This window comes from Schaalia odontolytica, from assembly GCF_005696695.1.
GTDB classification, from domain to species: Bacteria; Actinomycetota; Actinomycetes; order Actinomycetales; family Actinomycetaceae; genus Pauljensenia; species Pauljensenia odontolytica_C.
In genome coordinates, this window is the sequence record NZ_CP040006.1 from 1,334,641 (window position 1) to 1,351,184 (window position 16,544).

16 protein-coding genes are annotated in these 16,544 nt (G+C 63.7%); 5 read left to right on the plus strand and 11 right to left on the minus strand.

The window, feature by feature from the left end:
• Nucleotides 1-684, plus strand: coding sequence for a phosphoserine phosphatase SerB (gene serB / locus FBF35_RS05880; protein ID WP_060567372.1), 684 nt, complete (start codon nucleotides 1-3; stop codon nucleotides 682-684).
• A 9-nt stretch (nucleotides 685-693) separates the two neighbouring features.
• On the opposite strand, the gene FBF35_RS05885 is transcribed toward serB, so the two are convergent.
• The 11 genes from FBF35_RS05885 to FBF35_RS05935 all read right to left on the minus strand — a co-directional run bounded on the left by FBF35_RS05885 (nucleotide 694) and on the right by FBF35_RS05935 (nucleotide 12,000).
• A complete protein-coding gene (locus FBF35_RS05885; RefSeq protein ID WP_060567373.1) occupies nucleotides 694-1,221 on the minus strand; it encodes an NUDIX hydrolase in 528 nt (175 codons plus the stop codon).
• Nucleotides 1,218-2,066, minus strand: a complete 849-nt coding sequence (locus FBF35_RS05890) for a PrsW family intramembrane metalloprotease (protein ID WP_060567374.1) — start codon at nucleotides 2,064-2,066, stop codon at nucleotides 1,218-1,220. The genes FBF35_RS05885 and FBF35_RS05890 overlap by 4 nt, the downstream gene beginning before the upstream one ends.
• Before the next feature lie 181 nt (nucleotides 2,067-2,247).
• Nucleotides 2,248-3,582, minus strand: coding sequence for a PrsW family intramembrane metalloprotease (locus FBF35_RS05895; RefSeq protein WP_060567375.1), 1,335 nt, complete (start codon nucleotides 3,580-3,582; stop codon nucleotides 2,248-2,250).
• Nucleotides 3,551-4,165, minus strand: a complete 615-nt coding sequence (locus FBF35_RS05900; protein ID WP_060567376.1) for a hypothetical protein — start codon at nucleotides 4,163-4,165, stop codon at nucleotides 3,551-3,553. Before FBF35_RS05900 ends, FBF35_RS05895 begins: the two co-directional genes overlap by 32 nt.
• A complete protein-coding gene (locus FBF35_RS05905) occupies nucleotides 4,162-5,343 on the minus strand; it encodes a glycosyltransferase family 4 protein (protein WP_060567377.1) in 1,182 nt (393 codons plus the stop codon). The genes FBF35_RS05900 and FBF35_RS05905 overlap by 4 nt, the downstream gene beginning before the upstream one ends.
• Entirely contained in the window at nucleotides 5,340-6,266 is a 927-nt protein-coding gene (locus FBF35_RS05910; RefSeq protein ID WP_060567378.1) for a phosphatidylinositol mannoside acyltransferase, read from the minus strand. The genes FBF35_RS05905 and FBF35_RS05910 overlap by 4 nt, the downstream gene beginning before the upstream one ends.
• Nucleotides 6,263-6,889: a phosphatidylinositol phosphate synthase gene (pgsA, locus tag FBF35_RS05915; RefSeq protein ID WP_060567379.1), complete on the minus strand. Its 627-nt coding sequence runs from the start codon at nucleotides 6,887-6,889 to the stop codon at nucleotides 6,263-6,265. The genes FBF35_RS05910 and pgsA overlap by 4 nt, the downstream gene beginning before the upstream one ends.
• Nucleotides 6,889-7,482, minus strand: coding sequence for an HIT family protein (locus FBF35_RS05920; RefSeq protein ID WP_060567380.1), 594 nt, complete (start codon nucleotides 7,480-7,482; stop codon nucleotides 6,889-6,891). Before FBF35_RS05920 ends, pgsA begins: the two co-directional genes overlap by 1 nt.
• A gap of 5 nt (nucleotides 7,483-7,487) precedes the next feature.
• The gene (gene thrS / locus FBF35_RS05925) at nucleotides 7,488-9,521 is read right to left on the minus strand and encodes a threonine--tRNA ligase (RefSeq protein ID WP_060567381.1); all 2,034 of its coding nucleotides are present in this window, start codon (nucleotides 9,519-9,521) and stop codon (nucleotides 7,488-7,490) included.
• Between the two features lie 72 nt (nucleotides 9,522-9,593).
• Complete coding sequence (locus FBF35_RS05930) at nucleotides 9,594-10,619, minus strand: lipid II:glycine glycyltransferase FemX (protein ID WP_060567382.1); 1,026 nt, start codon at nucleotides 10,617-10,619, stop codon at nucleotides 9,594-9,596.
• Between the two features lie 103 nt (nucleotides 10,620-10,722).
• The gene (locus FBF35_RS05935; RefSeq protein ID WP_060567383.1) at nucleotides 10,723-12,000 is read right to left on the minus strand and encodes a carboxylate--amine ligase; all 1,278 of its coding nucleotides are present in this window, start codon (nucleotides 11,998-12,000) and stop codon (nucleotides 10,723-10,725) included.
• Between the two features lie 71 nt (nucleotides 12,001-12,071).
• On the opposite strand from FBF35_RS05935, the gene FBF35_RS05940 reads away from it, so the two are divergent.
• The 4 genes from FBF35_RS05940 to FBF35_RS05955 all read left to right on the plus strand — a co-directional run bounded on the left by FBF35_RS05940 (nucleotide 12,072) and on the right by FBF35_RS05955 (nucleotide 16,300).
• The gene (locus FBF35_RS05940; RefSeq protein ID WP_060567384.1) at nucleotides 12,072-12,923 is read left to right on the plus strand and encodes a hypothetical protein; all 852 of its coding nucleotides are present in this window, start codon (nucleotides 12,072-12,074) and stop codon (nucleotides 12,921-12,923) included.
• A 38-nt stretch (nucleotides 12,924-12,961) separates the two neighbouring features.
• On the plus strand, nucleotides 12,962-13,672 hold the full coding sequence (locus tag FBF35_RS05945; RefSeq protein WP_060567385.1) for a hypothetical protein: 711 nt from the start codon (nucleotides 12,962-12,964) through the stop codon (nucleotides 13,670-13,672).
• Between the two features lie 87 nt (nucleotides 13,673-13,759).
• Nucleotides 13,760-14,512, plus strand: coding sequence for a hypothetical protein (locus tag FBF35_RS05950; protein ID WP_060567386.1), 753 nt, complete (start codon nucleotides 13,760-13,762; stop codon nucleotides 14,510-14,512).
• 21 nt (nucleotides 14,513-14,533) lie between these two features.
• Nucleotides 14,534-16,300, plus strand: coding sequence for an alpha-glucosidase (locus FBF35_RS05955; RefSeq protein WP_060567387.1), 1,767 nt, complete (start codon nucleotides 14,534-14,536; stop codon nucleotides 16,298-16,300).
• Nucleotides 16,301-16,544 lie beyond the last annotated feature (244 nt).

The following is a 16,544-nucleotide window of genomic DNA, read 5'->3' on the forward strand; positions in this document are numbered from 1 at the left end:
ATGACTCACCGTCTCGACGAGCCGGGTGCTCCGCTGCTGTGTGCCAGCGGGGCACCCGGCCTCGTCGTCACCGACGTCGATTCGACGCTGATTCGCCAGGAAGTCATTGAGGAGCTCGCCGAAGCTGCGGGCACGCGGGCGCGCGTCGCCGAGATTACGTCTCGTGCGATGAATGGCGAGCTTGATTTCGCGGAGTCTTTGCGCGAGCGCGTTGCAACCCTCGCTGGGGTCCCCGAATCCGTCTTCGGTGATGTCCTGTCCGCCATCACCCCCACGAAGGGTGCTCGCGAGCTGATCGACGCAGTCCACCGGGCCGGCGGAAAGTTCGGCATCGTCTCGGGCGGATTCGAGGAAGTGGTCGCTCCCCTGGCGGCCTCCCTCGACATCGATTTCTACGCGGCGAACCGCCTCGAGGTCGCCGGCGGTATATTGACGGGCCGCGTGCTGGGCCGCATCGTGACCTCCCAGGTGAAGGTCGAGTGCTTGCGTTCCTGGGCCTCGTCCCTCGGTGTCCCACTCGAGCGCACGGTTGCGATCGGCGACGGGGCAAACGATATCCCCATGATGCACGAGGCCGGGGTCGGTATCGCGTTCTGCGCGAAGCCCGCCGTGCGCGAGCAGGTGTCGGTCCAGCTGAACACGCCGGACCTGTCTCTGACGATCGCTCCCCTCGGCCTCGCCTAGCCGGACACGTCAGGGTTCGCGCGTGTCTGTCAGGCGGATCATACGCCCGTCCCACCCGTCGCGCCAGGCGCGCGCGTACTCGAGGATCTGCGCGGGGTAGATTTCTCCATCGATCTGGGCGGCGGCCTCGTCGATGTCCCACCAGGCCTGGGTGTCGATGACGGAACGTTCCAGGTCAGTCCATCCATCCCGGCTCAGGGCGGTCGAGGGCGCCTGCGCGACGAAAAACCACTCGTCCTGCCTGGCGGTGACCGCCAGGAAGTCGAACTCGGCGGTCCGGTAGAGGACGGGGCCCACCAGGTCGTCAGGGGCCAGCTCGATACCGGTTTCTTCGAAGACCTCACGCACGGCTGCGGCGCGCGGGTCCTCGCCCTCTTCGATGCCGCCACCGATCGTGAACCACCAGAACCGCTCCGGTTGGTCCTCGTCGTGGCCCTTGGCCAAGAGGACCCGTCCACTGTCGTCAAAGAGGAGGACGCGGGCGGCCTCCCGATGGGGATAGCCGTCCGCGTCCACAGGCCAGTCGAGTGCGCTCATGCCTCCAGGGTAGCCCGCTGGCGGCGCAGACCCCACACGAGGAGAGCGACGCTCACGACGAAAACGGGGATCTCGATCGCGCCGTAGGTGAGGTTCCACGAGTCTTCGGGGGCCAGGAACCCAACGCCGTTAGCCTGGGCGTGCAGCGCGAGTGCTCCGCCGTATCCGCCGACCGCGACGAGAAGGCCCGTAAGCACATTCTGTGCTCGCAGCACCGCCCAGGCCAGCGCGTATCCGAACACGCCGGTAAAGATGGCATGCGCGTATGCGCCAAGGATGGCACGCACGAGGAACGATTCCCACAGTCCGCTCATCCCGTTTTCAAGGGCGCTCACGTAGTAGCCCACGTCCTCACCCCAGGCGAACCCGAGACCAACGAGCGCTCCAAGAACGCCGCCCTGCGCAGGGCGATCGAGCACCTTACGCGCAGCGAGAATCAGCGCCAGAACACCAATTCCCTTACCCGTCTCTTCCACGATGGGACCCGTGAGCACGGACGTCACGAAATCAACCGCTTCATCGCTCAGGTTGCTCGCGGCTACGGCCGAGTCGATGACTGTGTTGCCGTATCCCGCAAAGATCAGCGCGCCACCGGTTCCCCAGCCGAATGCGGCCAACCAGGACAGCACTGTGGGCTTGAGGCGAGCGGCCCATGCGAGGAACGCCAGGCCAACAACTGCGCTCAGCGTCGAGGCACCAACCGCAAGCCAGGCATCAGATGACGAGACCCCCTCGAGAGCTTCCGTCAATTCATAGATAGCCGCCCGAACACTCACTGCAACGAGGATGAGCGAGCACACGACGAGCGCCCACGAACGAGGGCGCATAGACACAGCATGAGTCACGTTATTTCCTTTCTGTCGCCCCCCATCATGCCCGCTGTTCCTATGCGTCGCCTATGAGGGGGCGATGTAACGGCCGTGAGAACGCGCTCATGCAACAGACCCCGTAGCGGGAGCCGCCGAGAAACCTGATCTCACCTCGTTGACTCGGTTCCGCCCCATTGCCCCTGTTCAATGCGACGTGTCAGGCGACGTGCGCACGACCCGCGACGGCGTTCGTGACATCCTTTTGCTGCTCCGCGATAGAGGTCAGTCGCAGGAATTCACGGCGCTTTTCAACGGCATCGGCCAGCATCTGACGATCGTTTTCGATGCGCGAGGGATCGGCGCCATGGCGAGCCATGAGGCGCTGGTCGAGGCCGAGGGAGGCCAGGTCGGACAAGAAGGCTCGCATGGCACGCTTCGCATCCCGACCACCCTGGGCAGCCCACTTGAAGGCGGCTTTACGCGCGCGACGATCGGTCGCCATCGAGACTTCGCCGGGAAGGATCCATCCGGTGCGCACGTACGGGACGAGGCCATCGCGAATGTGGAGAGCCTCCCGACGCGCAGCTCGCAGCAGCAGAATCGACCAGAGGACGAACCCAGGAATACCCACGACGACATACATGGCAATGAAGGCAAATCCAGATCCGGTCAATGCGGCGCTTCCATTCCACACGAAGTGAATGAGCATCGCAAAGAACCAGAAGACGACGACGATAGCGGTCTTCAACCAGCCCCGCTTGAACTTGAGGAGGGCGAGCGCCAATCCGATGCCCGTCATCGAGGTTGCCATGACGTGTAGGAAGGGTCCCAGCAGGGCGCGAACAACGAATACCAAGACGAGAGTCTTTGTTCCTTGTCCTTCGGTGCGCAGGAAGTACAGGATGTCCTCGAAGAAAAGGAACCCGGCCGCCGAGAATCCCGCGTACACGACACCGTCGAGCACCGAGTTGATGGAGTTGCGGCGTACAACAACGATGATGAGAACGCCGATACCCTTGAGGGTCTCCTCAACGAGGGGCGCGATGAATGACGCGGCGAGTGCCTCCGCACGGTCGAAGTCACCGATTGTGGCGGCAATGTCCTCACCCAGTGCAGTATTCATGATCATCGCCGACAGGGTCGCCACGCCCCCGCCCCACAGAAACATCGCAAGCTTCGTCGTCCACGGTTCAGGCTCCCAGCGATCAATCCGCTGGAGGAAGCCGACGACGATCACGAGGGCAACCAGGGACAGCAGCGTCGTCTTCACGAAGGACGTCACGCTCGAAGACTCGGGTGCCAGACCGAAGACGATGATGCCGATGGTCCCCAGCACGCCGATCGTCGTCATGACAACCTCGAACCAGGGGAAGGAGTGCGCGGCCTTGGGAGGCTGCCAGACGGGAGCGGCATCGTCGGGGGCCGGTGCTGAGACGCCATCGGTGGAGTCGATGGTGGCGCTGCTGATCTTGCTGAGGCGATAGTCCTCGCCGGGCCCTCCCCAGTGGGTCGCGTGCATATCAGTAACCTCGTCCGCCCGTCTGCGTGTCATCGTCAAAGTCAATGGGCTCGGGAATCGGAGCATGCCCGGCCAGTCGCAACAATTTTACCATTCGTGCGGAACGCAGGGCGCGAACTCCCGCGACATCCACGTTGTGCACGTTGCGTGTGAGCTCGATGCGGTAGCACGTCGCATCCAACGCTTCCAAGCGCGCAGCGGCTTGGGGATCCGATACAATGCGCGCCCGTTCTTCAAGGGTGAGAGTCTCACGGATTGCGCGAGACAGGGCGGACGCACGCTCCAAACGCGCGGCGACCTCGACACGATCGCCCTGGCGTTGCGCCGCGGTTCGGCGGTCGAGGCCATCGGTGGTGAGCTGGTCTCCCCCGTCCTGAATGTAGGCGCGTGCGGCGTCGGCGAGGCCGGAGCTTTCCAGACCGGCGCTGCGGCTCAGAAGGTCTGCCTCGGAGGCCCGGCGCAGCAGGAGTCGCGAGAGAGAGTCTCGCGAAGCAAGGATGCGCTGATGGAGCCGGTCCAGGCGGCGCGCTCGCGTGATCGCGAATCCTGCGATAACGCCGAGCGCGATAACGGCGAATACGATAGCGACAAGCAGCCAGGGGGACAGCGAGATCATGCGAGTTCCTCCCCTTCTTCGCCGCGGCCTCGGATCAGGTCACGTGCCCGACGCGTTCCCGATTCGGCGGGACTTCCCATGGCGATCGCCAGCTTGTAGACCTCGAAGACCTTATCCGCCACAACCTCCCAGTCGTACTGCGCCGATGATCGCGCTCCGGCTGCGGACAGTTCCTCGAGGCGGTCGCGGTCTGTCAGCAGGTCGATGAGTGTACGTGCGAGCGAGTCGCTGTTGCCCGTCTCGAAGAGCGCGCCAGCTCGCCCGTCCTCTAGCACCGCACGGAAGGCTGGGATATCCGAGGCAACGACTGCTGTATGGGCCGCCATCGCCTCGACAAGGACGATACCGAAAGACTCGCCGCCCGTCTGCGGAGCGACGTAGACGCTGGCGCCCGCGAGCAAGGATTCCTTCTCCTCATCGCTGATTCCACCCAGGAAAGACACGGAATCACCAAAACGCTCGACGGCCTGGCGAATCTCCGGAGCGTCTCCTCGACCGGCAATCAGGAAACGCGCACCCGGGAAACGCTCAAGGACACCAGCAATGGCACCGGCGAAAATGCTCAGGCCCTTACGGGGCTCATCGAGGCGGCCGAGGAATACGATGACCGGACGTTCGTCCGTCGCCACCCACTGTTCAAGGGGCTGCGCGGTGCGGAACGAGGCCGTTTCGACCCCGTTCGGAATGATGACGGCATCGCCGCCGTGGTGCTCGATCAGCGTTCGGCGCGCCTCCTCGGACACCGCGATGCGCACTCCGATGCGTTCCATGTACAGGCGCATGGGCGCCGAGGCAATCGCGCGCGAGACCGACCGACCGAGGGCCGCGTGGAATGTCCCCACGAGGGGGGCAGTCGAAAGCATCGCAGCTGCCATGGACACCGAGGGAACGACAGGCTCGTGGACGTGCACGACGTCAAAATCGTTGTCTGCCAGCCAACGGCGAGTACGCGCGAGTGCCTTCGGCTTCACGGAAATATTGGCCACCGATCCGTTAAAGGGGATCGACACGGACGAACCGGCGGACGTAATCCACTCAGGCAGGTCCTCCGAGGTCGACGGCGTCAGCACCTGAACGTCGTGTCCGCGGGACCGCAGCTTCAACGCGAGGTCGCGAATGTGGAAGCCCACTCCCCCGGGCACGTCCCAGGAGTACGGATTCACGATTCCAATCTTCATCGATTCTTCCTCTCGTGCTCGGCCCTCGCGCGCGCCAGGCGCTCGGGGTCAAGATCCTCCACATACACGCGTTGCATCATGTGCCAGTCCTGCGCCTTGGTCGCCATCATGGCGGCAAATTCGTCCACCCACGCCTGCGTGAGGGCCTCGACGCGATTGAGGCCGGGGCGCTCCTGGCCATCCACGTTGATCGGTCCGACACAACGCACTCGGACATCGGCCCCTGCGGGTGTCTCGTTCTCGTACGTGATGCAGGCTGCAAAGAGCGGACGCTCCAGCTTGGTCGCGAGCGCAGCGGGACCCGCGGCGACAAGTGCGCGCCGAGTCCCCAGGTCGACCTCAATGCCCGAACCCGAAATATCCCGGTCTGCAAGAAGCGGGACGATGACGCTACGGCCGCGCACGCGCTCGATGAGGGTAGAAAAGACCGACTCGCCCTTCGCGACGCCGATGATCTCCATGCCGAGGCCTTCGCGCAACGACACGAAACGTTCAAACAGCGCGGGAGGCTCCACCTTTTCAGCCACGGTCACGATGTCACGACCGTGTGCGCACGCCCACGCGCCAGCACGATCCCAGCTGCCGGAGTGTCCGAGAGCGAGGACGACCGGGCCATCTTCGCTGGCCGCAGCCAGGGCCTCGAAGCCCTCGAAGGAGACGCCCTCGAGCAACGGCTCGCCACGACGCGAGCCGAGCATTAGCTGCTCAGCGTAGTTGCGGATGTGCGACCGGACCGCGTCACGCACCTCGTGGGCGGACGGCTCGTTTCCGGTTAAACGCGCCATGTTGGCGCGCAGCCGGTCGATCATGGCTCCCCCGCGCCTGGCCGCAATCGATGCACCAGTGTCCGCCATGCGCATGACGAGGCGCAGCGGCAAACGGGGGGCGATCGAAAAAGCGAGCGACAGGGGCGAAAAACTCACGGCGTTCCTTCGTCGATGTTGCGGGCAGTGAACCAGATGCGCTGGCAGACGGTGACGAAGGAGGCAAACGCCACCCAGGTCAGGCCGGCCGCAAACACCCACTCGGGCAGACCGAGGCTCATGAGGATCGCCGTGCCCATGCCGATGATGAGGCGGTCGGTGCGCTCGGCAATACCCAGCTTGGCAACGACGCCGACGGATTCGGCGCGGGCGCGCGCGTAGGGCACGGCGGCAGCACCGACAATCGAGCAGATGCCGGCAATGATTGCCCATGTACGCACGAACGAGTCGTCCATCTGGAAGACCGCGTAGGCGGTGAGGGAGCCGAACACGGCGCCATCACCCAGGCGGTCAAGCGTCGAATCCAGGAAGGCGCCAAAACGCGTGCCGCCCGTCGTCATGCGCGCGAGCGTGCCGTCAACAGAGTCGCCGAACATGACGACGGCCAGGGCGATGCCGCCCTGCCAAATCCATCCCTGAGGAATGCAGATAACCGCGATCGCGACCGTCGCAACGGTGCCCGCGATCGTCACCATATTCGGGGTGACGCCCACGCGTGCGAGAACGCGAGCGAGAGGCGTAAAGATCGCCTTCGTAATGGAACGTCCGTGGTTTCCGAGCATTAGTCCTCCTTCGGCCAGGCGGCGGCGAGCCGGGCACGAGCGTCCTCCAGGAGCTCGGGCACTGCCTTCGTCTGCGCGATAATCGGCAGGAAGTTCGCGTCGCCCAGCCAGCGCGGAACGATGTGCTGGTGCAGGTGGGCGGCGATGCCGGCACCGGCTACCTCGCCCTGGTTCATGCCCAAGTTGAAGCCCGCCGGAGCGGCAACGGCGCGGGTAACACGCATGGCGGTCGCCGTCAGGTTGCCCAGCTCGATGCGTTCCTCGTCGGTGAGCTCCGTGTAGTCGGAGACGTGACGATACGGGCACACGAGCAGGTGCCCGGAATTGTAGGGGAACAGGTTCATGAGCACGAAGCACGTGTCGCCGCGGTAGACGATCAGTCCCGCCTCGTCATCCTTACCGGGCGCCGTGCAGAACGGGCACCCCACGTCCGAGGCGTCGACGGGCTTGCCTTCGCCGCGGATATAGGCCATCCGGTAAGGGGTCCAGAAACGACCGAAGCCGTCCGGGACGCCCGCCAGGGAGCGGGCGTCCTCGGTCGGCAACTGGCCGTTCGGGGTACCGATCGAATCGGAACCGGCGTCACGGCTCATGACTCTCACGCCTCGTCGAGGCCGTCGATCTGGTCCGCGTTGTTGCGCTGCTCGATGTGCGAGACGATCAGCTCAACCGCGCGATCAACGGCGACGCCGTTGTGCTGCGAGCCGTCACGCAGACGGAAGGACACGGCCCCGGCCTCGACGTCCTCGCCGCCGGCGATGAGCGTGAACGGGATCTTGTCCTTGGAGGCGTTGCGAATCTTCTTGCCGAAGCGGTCGTCTGACAGGTCGGTCTCGACGCGCACGCCGCGCTCACGCAGCTTCGCGGCGACGTCCTTGACGTAGCCGTCAAAGGCCTCGGCGACGGGGATGAGACGGACCTGAACGGGCGAGAGCCACGCGGGGAATGCGCCCGCGTAGTGCTCGGTGAGCACACCGATGAAGCGCTCGACGGAGCCCAGCTTGGCGGAGTGGATCATGACGGGGCGCTGACGGGAACCGTCGGCCGCCGTGTACTCCAGGTCGAAGCGGTCGGGCTGGTTGAAGTCGTACTGGATCGTCGACATCTGCCAGGTACGACCGATCGCGTCCTTAACCTGCACGGAGACCTTGGGGCCGTAGAAGGCAGCGCCACCCGGATCCGGAACCAGGTCGAGGCCGGTCGCGGCGCAGGCATCCTCGAGCGCCTTCGTGGCGGCCGCCCAGTCCTCATCCGAGCCGATGAACTTGTCCTTCTTCTTGCCGTCCTCGTCGCGCGTGGACAGCTCCAGGTAGAAGTCCTTGAGGCCGAAAGCGGAGAGAATCGACAGGAAGAACTCGATCTGCGTGCGGATCTCCTCCGAGGCCTGCTCAGGCGTGCAGTAGGTGTGCGAGTCGTCCTGCGTGAAGCCGCGCATGCGGGTCAGGCCGTGGACGACGCCGCTCTTCTCGTAGCGGTAGTCGTGACCCAGCTCGTAGAAGCGCAGGGGCAGCTCGCGGTAGGAGCGGCCGCGCGAGCGGAAGATCAGGTTGTGCATCGGGCAGTTCATGGCCTTGAGGTAGTACTCCTGGCCTGCCTTGGTCACGTTGCCGTCCTCGTCGCGCTCTTCATCGACGAGCATGGGCGGGAACATCGTGTCCGCGTAGTAGGGCAGGTGACCCGACGTGTGGAAGAGTCCACCCTTGGAGATCTCGGGGGTGTGCACGAAGTCGAAGCCGGCCTTCTTGTGACGGTCAGTCACGTAGGACTCGATCTCGTGACGCAGGATGCCGCCCTTGGGATGGAAGACAACGAGGCCGGGGCCGATCTCCTCGGGGAAGGAGTACAGGTCCAGCTCGGCGCCGAGGCGACGGTGGTCGCGGCGCTCGGCCTCCTTGATGCGCTCCTGGTAGGCGACGAGGTCTTCCTTGGAGGCCCAGGCGGTGCCGTAGATGCGCTGGAGCTGATCGTTGGACTGATCGCCCTTCCAGTAGGCGGCCGAGGCCTTAGTCAGCGCGAAGCCGTTACCGATGAGCTTGGTGGAGGGCAGGTGCGGACCGCGGCACAGGTCCTTCCACGCGACCGAGCCGTCGCGGCGCACGTTGTCGTACATGGTGAGCGTGCCGCCGCCGACCTCGACGGAAGCACCCTCGGCGCCCTTACCCTTCGTGGTGACGAGTTCGAGCTTGTAGGGCTGCTCAGCCAGCTCGACGACAGCTTCCTCCTCGGAGAACTCGCGGCGCACGAAGCGCTGGCCTTCCTTGACGATGCGCTTCATGCGCTTCTCGAGGTCGCGCAGCAGCTCGGGGGTCACCGCGTCGATGTTGCCGAAGTCGTAGTAGAAACCGTCGGTGATGAAGGGCCCGATACCCAGGTTCACGTCGGGGAACACATCCTGGACGGCCTGCGCGAGCACGTGCGTGGCGCTGTGGCGCAGAATGTTCAGGCCGTCCTCGCTGGCCAGGGTGATGGCCTCGACGGTCGTTCCTGCTTCAAAAGGCGTCTCGAGGTCACGCGGGGTGCCGTCAACCTTGATGGCGACGACGTCGCGCGACTTCTCGAACCACGTTGTGCCCGTGGTCCCCGCCGGTACGGTCTGTTCGTGTCCGTCAATGACGAGCGAGATATCGGGCACTGTGTCTCCTAGTTTCGTTAGATACGCGAGATTGTGTTGCGAATAGAATTCTAGCCCCGTGGCGCGAACGCTTCAGGAGCGGGCGCGCCAGTCCTTCACGGCCTTCGCGGCGCTCAGGGCACGGTAGGTGGCCTTCTTGATGGGCATGTCCCAGCCGCCGGGCACGTCTGTGAAATGCGTGGCGAAGGCGCTCTTGTACTTGCCGACGCTGTACAGATCGGGGCAACGCGGCGAGTGCGCGCCCATGAGGTCGAATTCGCGCACGCCATCGCGGGCGAGGAATTCGGCCGCCAGGAAGTCCAGGACCGGGGGCTGACGCAGGCGACGGCCGGCCTCGGTGGAGGCACCGTACTCGGCCTGCGCCCGGATTCCTTCGACGAGGCAGAAGTCCCAGCACAGGATGTTGCCGTCGGCGTCACGCATCGAGAAGATGCGCGCGTGCTTCGGGCCCAACGTCTTGAGCAGGCTGAGGTAGTACTCCTTGGGGTGAGGGCGGAAGCCGTCACGCTTAGCGGTCTCTTCCATGACGGCGTAGTACTCGTCGATGACGGCATCGACGTTGGCGGTGTCCTCGTGGAAGGTCACGCCCTCGGCCTTGCCCTTCTTCAGGCCGGAGCGGATCGAGCGCTTACCGGCCTTGGGCATGGCGGCGAGGATCGCTTCCTCGGTCTTGCCAGACGTGTCGATGACGACGGTGCGGTCGTAGGAGATCGTCTGCAGCGGCATGCACAGGTCGGGGTGCTGGTAGATGGCGTGCAGGCGCACGAAGGCGACGGTCTTATCCTTTGCCTTAATCTCGCGCACAAGGTCCGCTCGCAGAGCAGCTTCGCGCTCCGGGGAGGCTTCCTTCACCCACGCGGGTCCCCACTTCGCCCACAGGTAATGGACGCCACGCACCGAATACTTATAGAGGGTGATGAACGCGATCTTGGAATCATCCTCACACCAGGCGTAACGTCCCCACACTCCGTGGCCCTGGGATTCTTCAAACGCTTCCCACACGCACGTCTGTTCGATGGGCAGGGAGCGGTCCTGGAAGCCAGAGACCGCGGCGATCTTGTCTTCCTGAGAGATGGGCACGAGTGCGGTTGTCGTCATGGTGTCCTCGTTAGTCGGAATTATCGGTCGCGTAGGGGGTCAGTCTATCAGGGCCTCCTCCCCCACCGACGAGGCCGGGGCCGGGCAGGGAAGGGGCGTGACGTCAGTAGGACGTCTCGGTGGGTTCCGGATAGTAGCGGGCAAACTTACGCCTATGGTTCTGCTTCTGGAGCCACACGGTCAGGTTACGGCGCAGGTCCTTCTCCGTCGGATTGAGAAGCAGATCAAAACGCCGGCCCTCACGGATGATGCGCTTGACGCGCGCGCGCAGATCCTCATCGGTGATGTAGTGCAGCAGCAGGGAGTCCGGCACGAGGGTGTAGAGAATCTCGTCGGTCGCTTGGGTCTGCTCGCAGGCCTTGCCGTCAATAAGGTCCTCGACCATCGGGATCATCGGGTTCGCACCGGCGGCGGCCATGTACCAGTTGTTGCGGCCGATGCGCGGATTCACCTCGAAGAAGAGCGCTCGCCCGTCCCGGGGATCGATCTTCACGTCGAAGTTCGCGAAACCGCGGTAGCCGTTCTCGGTCAGTAGAGCGCAGGCATCGCGCCACAGCGTCGGGAAGTCCTCGGTGATCATGGCGACGGGGTTTCCGATCATCGTGGGCGCGTGGTCTTCGAGGAGGACACGCGCCGACCCGATCAGGGTCACCTCTCCGCGCGAGTCCACATACGCCGTGATCGAGCGCATCGCGGTGTTATCGCCAGGAATCAACTCCTGCACCAGGAAGGTATCGCGGAAGCCCGCTGCCTTCAGGGTCCCCCACAGCTGAGTGAGTTCCTCAGCCGTGTCGATGAACCAGATCTTGCGCTTGCCCTCGAACTCGAGCACGTCATAGGGCTCGCCCTTCGCGGACTTAGCAACCACCGGGAAACTAAAGGGAATCTCGGGAGCGGCCCAGGCCTCGTCCTCCGCTCCGGAGAAATCGACCTCGACCGTACCCGGCGTGGCAATGCCGGCACGCTCGCACGCACGAGCAAACTCCGCCTTGTCGGTGAGTCGATCCATGACCTCCTCGGTGGGGAACGGCAGCGCGTAGTGGCGCGAGAGCGTCTCCATGTTCCGAGCAACGAACGCCGAGAAAATGTCGTGGTTGGCCATCAGGATGAGCTTCTTATCCGAATGCTCACCCGCAATGGTCATAAGGACGTCCAGGAGCTGTGCGTCACTCGCATGAGCGCTCACGTGGCGGACATCAAAAAAGTGCGAACGCGTGATCGACTCGGTCGGCTGCGATCCCACGCAGATGCACCGACAACCGAACGCTTCGTTGAAACAACGCCCAATTCCGTATACTCCGAAGTCTCCTCCGATAATGACGGGCAGGATATCTTCGCGGGGCATCAGCGGTCGCGTCTGAGTCAGATAGTCGATCGTCATGCCACAAGCCTAGCGCCTGGTAGGATACAGAACGTTCCCTGAGACCTCTCTCACCAACACGGAAGTACATCATGAGCACGCCCTATTCTCCCGAGAATCAGCAGCCTTACCAGCCCCAGCAGGGTGGATACCCACAGCAGGGCGGATACCAGCAAGGTGGCTTCGGGCAGCAGCCCACCCAGCAGATGCCCGCCATGGGCGGCTACGGGCAGCAGCCCACCCAGCAGATGCCCGTAGCGGGCGGCTACGGCCAGTCTCAGGGCTACGGTCAGCAGGCCCAACAGGGCTACGGTCAGCAGGCCCAACAGGGCTACTACGCTCAGGGCCAGTTCCAGGGAGCCCCGGGCGGCGATCAGCCGGCAAAAAAGAAGACGGGCCTCATCATCGGCATCATCGCGGCCGTCGTGGTCGTGCTCATTGCCGCCGGCGTCGCCATCTGGTGGTTCATGTCCGGCGACGACTCTTCCGACGCTGATGCTGCCCAGAGTGCCCCGAGCGCCGCAGCCCCGTCCGCAGGCGCAAACCCGTCGCAGCCTCCCGTGGGCACCAACCCCTCGCAGCCTCCCGTGGGCACCAACCCCTCGCAGCCTCCCGTCGGCACCAACCCCTCGCAGCCTCCCGCGGGTACGTCCCCCTCTAAAGGCACGGGTCCTGGCGCCGGCTCTGATCCTGACATGGAGAAGCAGGCCATCGCCGAGTGCACGAAGGAAATCAACGACGACTACACGAACGCAAACGTCTCGGACACGAAGCTGGAACTGAAGGAAAGCTACGGTGAGACTAAGTGGTGGGACTACACCGGTACCGTCACCGGAACAAGCACCATCACGAACAAGCCTGTCACGACCCGGTTCACGTGCTCCGTGTTCTACTTCTCGAGCACGAAGGAATACTCCGCTGTCGTCATCCCCGAAACCTACTGACACGCGCTGACAGCTTCTGATAGACCGAGGGAGTCCCCATGTCCAGCCCCTTCAACCCCAACCAGCAGCCGATGCCCGGCAACGGTCAGTACCCGACCGGCCAGCAGTTTGGTGCTAGTTACGGCCAGCAGCCCGGCCAGCAGATGACTGGCGCGGGCGGCTACGGTCAGCCTCAGGGCTTCGGGCAGCAGCCTCAGCAGGGCTACTACCCCCAGGGGCAGTTCCAGGGCGCTCCCTATGGTGGAGCGCCGGAAAAGAAAAAGACGGGCCTCATCGTCGGCATCATCGCAGCAGTCCTGGTCGTCGCTATCATCGCCGGCATCGCGATCTGGGCACTCAACAAGGACGACTCTGACTCGGTCGCTGATTCACCCACGATGCCTGGGGTTCCTTCTCAGGGCTCCGGCCCTACGGCGGGCACCAACCCGATGCAGCCTCCCGTAGGTACCAACCCGTCGCAGGGGACCGCTCCGGGGAATGGGAACGGCGGTCAAGGTGACATGCAGCAGCGGGTTGCCTCGATGTGCAAAGAGGAAATCAATAAGAAGTTTTCAAACGCCAACATCTCGAATGAGAACTTTACGCAGCCGGAGGTCCTCCCCAACGGCCAGAAGCAAATCTACACCGGGATCGTCAGCGGAACCGAAACCTCAACGAACAAGAGCGGACGTTGGTCGTTCACATGTAACGGCTACTACATTAAAGACATGAACGACTACACCGGCTGGATAACCTACAAAGAAGCCTAAGCCGTCACGTTCACGAGCTACCTTCTACGCACGTTGCGTTCACCTTGGAGACCGGCTCAACCTATCGAACCACAAACGGGAGCACCAATGTCGAACCCCTACAACCCCAACCAGCAGTCTGCTGGCGGAAACGGCCAGTATCCGGCCGGGCAGCAGTACACCCAGCAGATGCCCACCGCAGGCGGATATCAGCAGCAGGGGTACCCACAGCAGCAGGGATACGCCCAGCAGCCTCAGCAGGGCTACTACCAGCAGGGCCAGTTCCCGGGCGCCCCGTACGGTGGAGCGCCGGAGAAGAAGTCAAAGACCGGGCTGATCATCGGCATCATTGCAGCAGTGGTGGTCGTGATCCTAGTCGCTGGCGTCGCGATCTGGGCGCTGACCAAGGACGATTCCTCCACCGACAAGGCATCGGCCTCGCCGAGCGCTCCGACCAGCGCAGCGCCCACGTCCGCTCCTTCCGCGGAGCCCAGCCCGTCGGCTCCCATGACTCCCGCCCCTGCACCGACCCAGTCCACGCCGCCCGTCAACACAAAGCCCAGCCCGGCACCGACCCAGGGTACGGGTTCTTCCGGGAGCGTCAGCTCCGATGAGGAATACGGCGTCAAGTCTGAATGCAAGTCCGCACTATCGCAGACGGTCCAGCAGGGCAAGCTTGAGAACTGGACAGTCGAGCGCGACGGCGTGGATTCGAGCGGACGTCCTCAGTACCTATCGAAGGGCCAGTTCAACGGCACTCTTCTCACGGGCAAGAGCGGCACCTTCGACTTCACATGCACAGTCGTCTACCACCAGGAGAATGGCTTGTACGAGGCGTGGGCTTCTATCGACGCCTACTAAACCGTACAACCGACAAGCGCAATGATCATCCACCCCGAGCTGCTTCCTGGCGAACTCTACGCAGCGCAGCCCTGGTGGAAGAACGCCGTGCTGTACCAGGTCTATCCCCGTTCGTTCCAGGATACGAACGGGGATGGACTCGGAGACCTTGCAGGGATTATCCGCCGCCTCGACTACCTCGCTGAGCTGGGTGTCGATATCGTGTGGATATCCCCGATCTACCGCTCCCCTCAGGCGGATAACGGCTACGACATCTCGGACTACCGCGACGTCGATCCGCTGTTCGGAGATCTCGAGACTTTTGATGCCCTCGTTGCACGTGCTCACGACCTGGGTATGCGCATCGTCATGGACCTCGTTGTCAACCACACGTCAATCGAGCACCCCTGGTTCGTTGAGTCAGCGTCGAGCGTCGACTCAGAGCGTCGAGACTGGTACTACTGGCGGGATCCACGCCCTGGCTTCGAGCCTGGTGCTCCCGGTGCTGAGCCGACGAACTGGGAGTCGTTTTTCGGCGGGCCGGCGTGGGAGTACGACGCGTCTACCGGCCAGTACTACCTTCACCTTTTCGCACGCGAGCAGCCCGATCTGAACTGGGAGAACCCGCAGGTTCGTGACGCCGTCTACGACATGATGAACTGGTGGCTTGACCGGGGTGTTGATGGTTTCCGCGTCGACGCGATCGACGTCATTTCGAAGCTACCGGGCCTGCCTGATGGAGGCGCCCCGCGCCCGCCGTTTGGGGTCGGGCACGAGTGCTTCGCGGACGGTCCTCGTCTCCACGAATTCCTGCAGGAGATGCACGAACGGACGTTCGCTCACCATCCGGGGTCGTTTACGGTGGGCGAGGCCTCGAACGCATCCCCCGAGACAGCACTGCTGTTTTGCGATCCCGAGCGCCGCGAGTTCAACATGCTCATCCAGTTCGAGCATGTCAACCTCGGCCTCGAGAACGGCAAGTTTTCGCCCCGCCAGCTGGCGCCCGGGGAGCTGGCGGATGTTCTCACTCGCTGGCAGGACACGCTCGGGACGCGCGGATGGAACGCGCTGTACCTGGAGAACCACGACCAGCCGCGCTCGGTGTCCCGTTTCGGGGATCCATCGCTCTACTGGTACGAATCGGCAACCGCACTGGCGACCGCCTATTTCCTCCAGCGCGGAACCCCCTTCATCTATCAGGGCCAAGAGATCGGCATGCTCGGCGGTGATTTCACGACCGCAGCCGATTTCCGTGACGTCGAATCCGTGTCGTACATGGAGTGTCTGGGGATCGATAAGGTCCCCGAGGGACTCGCCGCGATGTCGCGAGACAACGGCCGGACCCCGATGCAGTGGGACTCCTCCCCCGCTGCCGGCTTCACCTCGAGCGAGCCATGGATCGATGTTCCGCCGTCCGCCGCTGCCATCAACGTTGCGGCACAGATCGAGGATGCAGGATCGGTCCTGTCGTATTACAAGGCACTTATCGAAGCTCGTCACCGCGTTCCCGCGCTGACGCAGGGCTCATTTGAGCGTATCGACGTGAGTTCACCGGCGCTCTTCGTCTATCGTCGGCAGATGGCGGGCAGCGAGGTTCTCGTGATGGTCAATCTGTCCGGGCAACGCCACGCTCCCCTGTTCTCCCGACAGGACGAGGCCGTGGCTTCGTTGCCGTGGCGCCTCTACTTGGGCAACACGGAAGCATCACAGACGACGACCGATGAGACCGGCAATCACCCGGGCAGCGAACCCACTGTTGCCACACCATTGAAGCCGTGGGAGGCTCGCGTGTATCTCCTCGCCGGATAGAGCCACGAGGAGCAACCCAAGGCAACGTCGGGTTCAATGCAGGCTGCCGCTGCGCCCTGTGAGCAGCACCCGACCATAGGCGAATGACCGTCGTTCTTTTTGCACGATTAGTGGTTTCCGGTCTCAGTACAACTGCTTCACGCACGTAGAACACGCGGGTGGGAAGACCAAGTCTTCCCACCCGCGTGTTCCGCATGATTCGTGCATTCGCGTCATCGCTTCGGAGCCGCGAGAGTAACCTTCA

Excerpts from the sequence above, each read along its gene's own strand:
- serB (WP_060567372.1), top strand. The coding sequence starts at position 1 with ATGACTCACCGTCTCGACGAGCCGGGTGCTCCGCTGCTGTGTGCCAGC.
- FBF35_RS05885 (WP_060567373.1), bottom strand. The coding sequence starts at position 1,221 with ATGAGCGCACTCGACTGGCCTGTGGACGCGGACGGCTATCCCCATCGG.
- FBF35_RS05895 (WP_060567375.1), bottom strand. The coding sequence starts at position 3,582 with ATGACACGCAGACGGGCGGACGAGGTTACTGATATGCACGCGACCCAC.
- FBF35_RS05900 (WP_060567376.1), bottom strand. The coding sequence starts at position 4,165 with ATGATCTCGCTGTCCCCCTGGCTGCTTGTCGCTATCGTATTCGCCGTT.
- FBF35_RS05905 (WP_060567377.1), bottom strand. The coding sequence starts at position 5,343 with ATGAAGATTGGAATCGTGAATCCGTACTCCTGGGACGTGCCCGGGGGA.
- pgsA (WP_060567379.1), bottom strand. The coding sequence starts at position 6,889 with ATGCTCGGAAACCACGGACGTTCCATTACGAAGGCGATCTTTACGCCT.
- FBF35_RS05920 (WP_060567380.1), bottom strand. The coding sequence starts at position 7,482 with ATGAGCCGTGACGCCGGTTCCGATTCGATCGGTACCCCGAACGGCCAG.
- FBF35_RS05930 (WP_060567382.1), bottom strand. The coding sequence starts at position 10,619 with ATGACGACAACCGCACTCGTGCCCATCTCTCAGGAAGACAAGATCGCC.
- FBF35_RS05935 (WP_060567383.1), bottom strand. The coding sequence starts at position 12,000 with ATGACGATCGACTATCTGACTCAGACGCGACCGCTGATGCCCCGCGAA.
- FBF35_RS05940 (WP_060567384.1), top strand. The coding sequence starts at position 12,072 with ATGAGCACGCCCTATTCTCCCGAGAATCAGCAGCCTTACCAGCCCCAG.
- FBF35_RS05945 (WP_060567385.1), top strand. The coding sequence starts at position 12,962 with ATGTCCAGCCCCTTCAACCCCAACCAGCAGCCGATGCCCGGCAACGGT.
- FBF35_RS05950 (WP_060567386.1), top strand. The coding sequence starts at position 13,760 with ATGTCGAACCCCTACAACCCCAACCAGCAGTCTGCTGGCGGAAACGGC.
- FBF35_RS05955 (WP_060567387.1), top strand. The coding sequence starts at position 14,534 with ATGATCATCCACCCCGAGCTGCTTCCTGGCGAACTCTACGCAGCGCAG.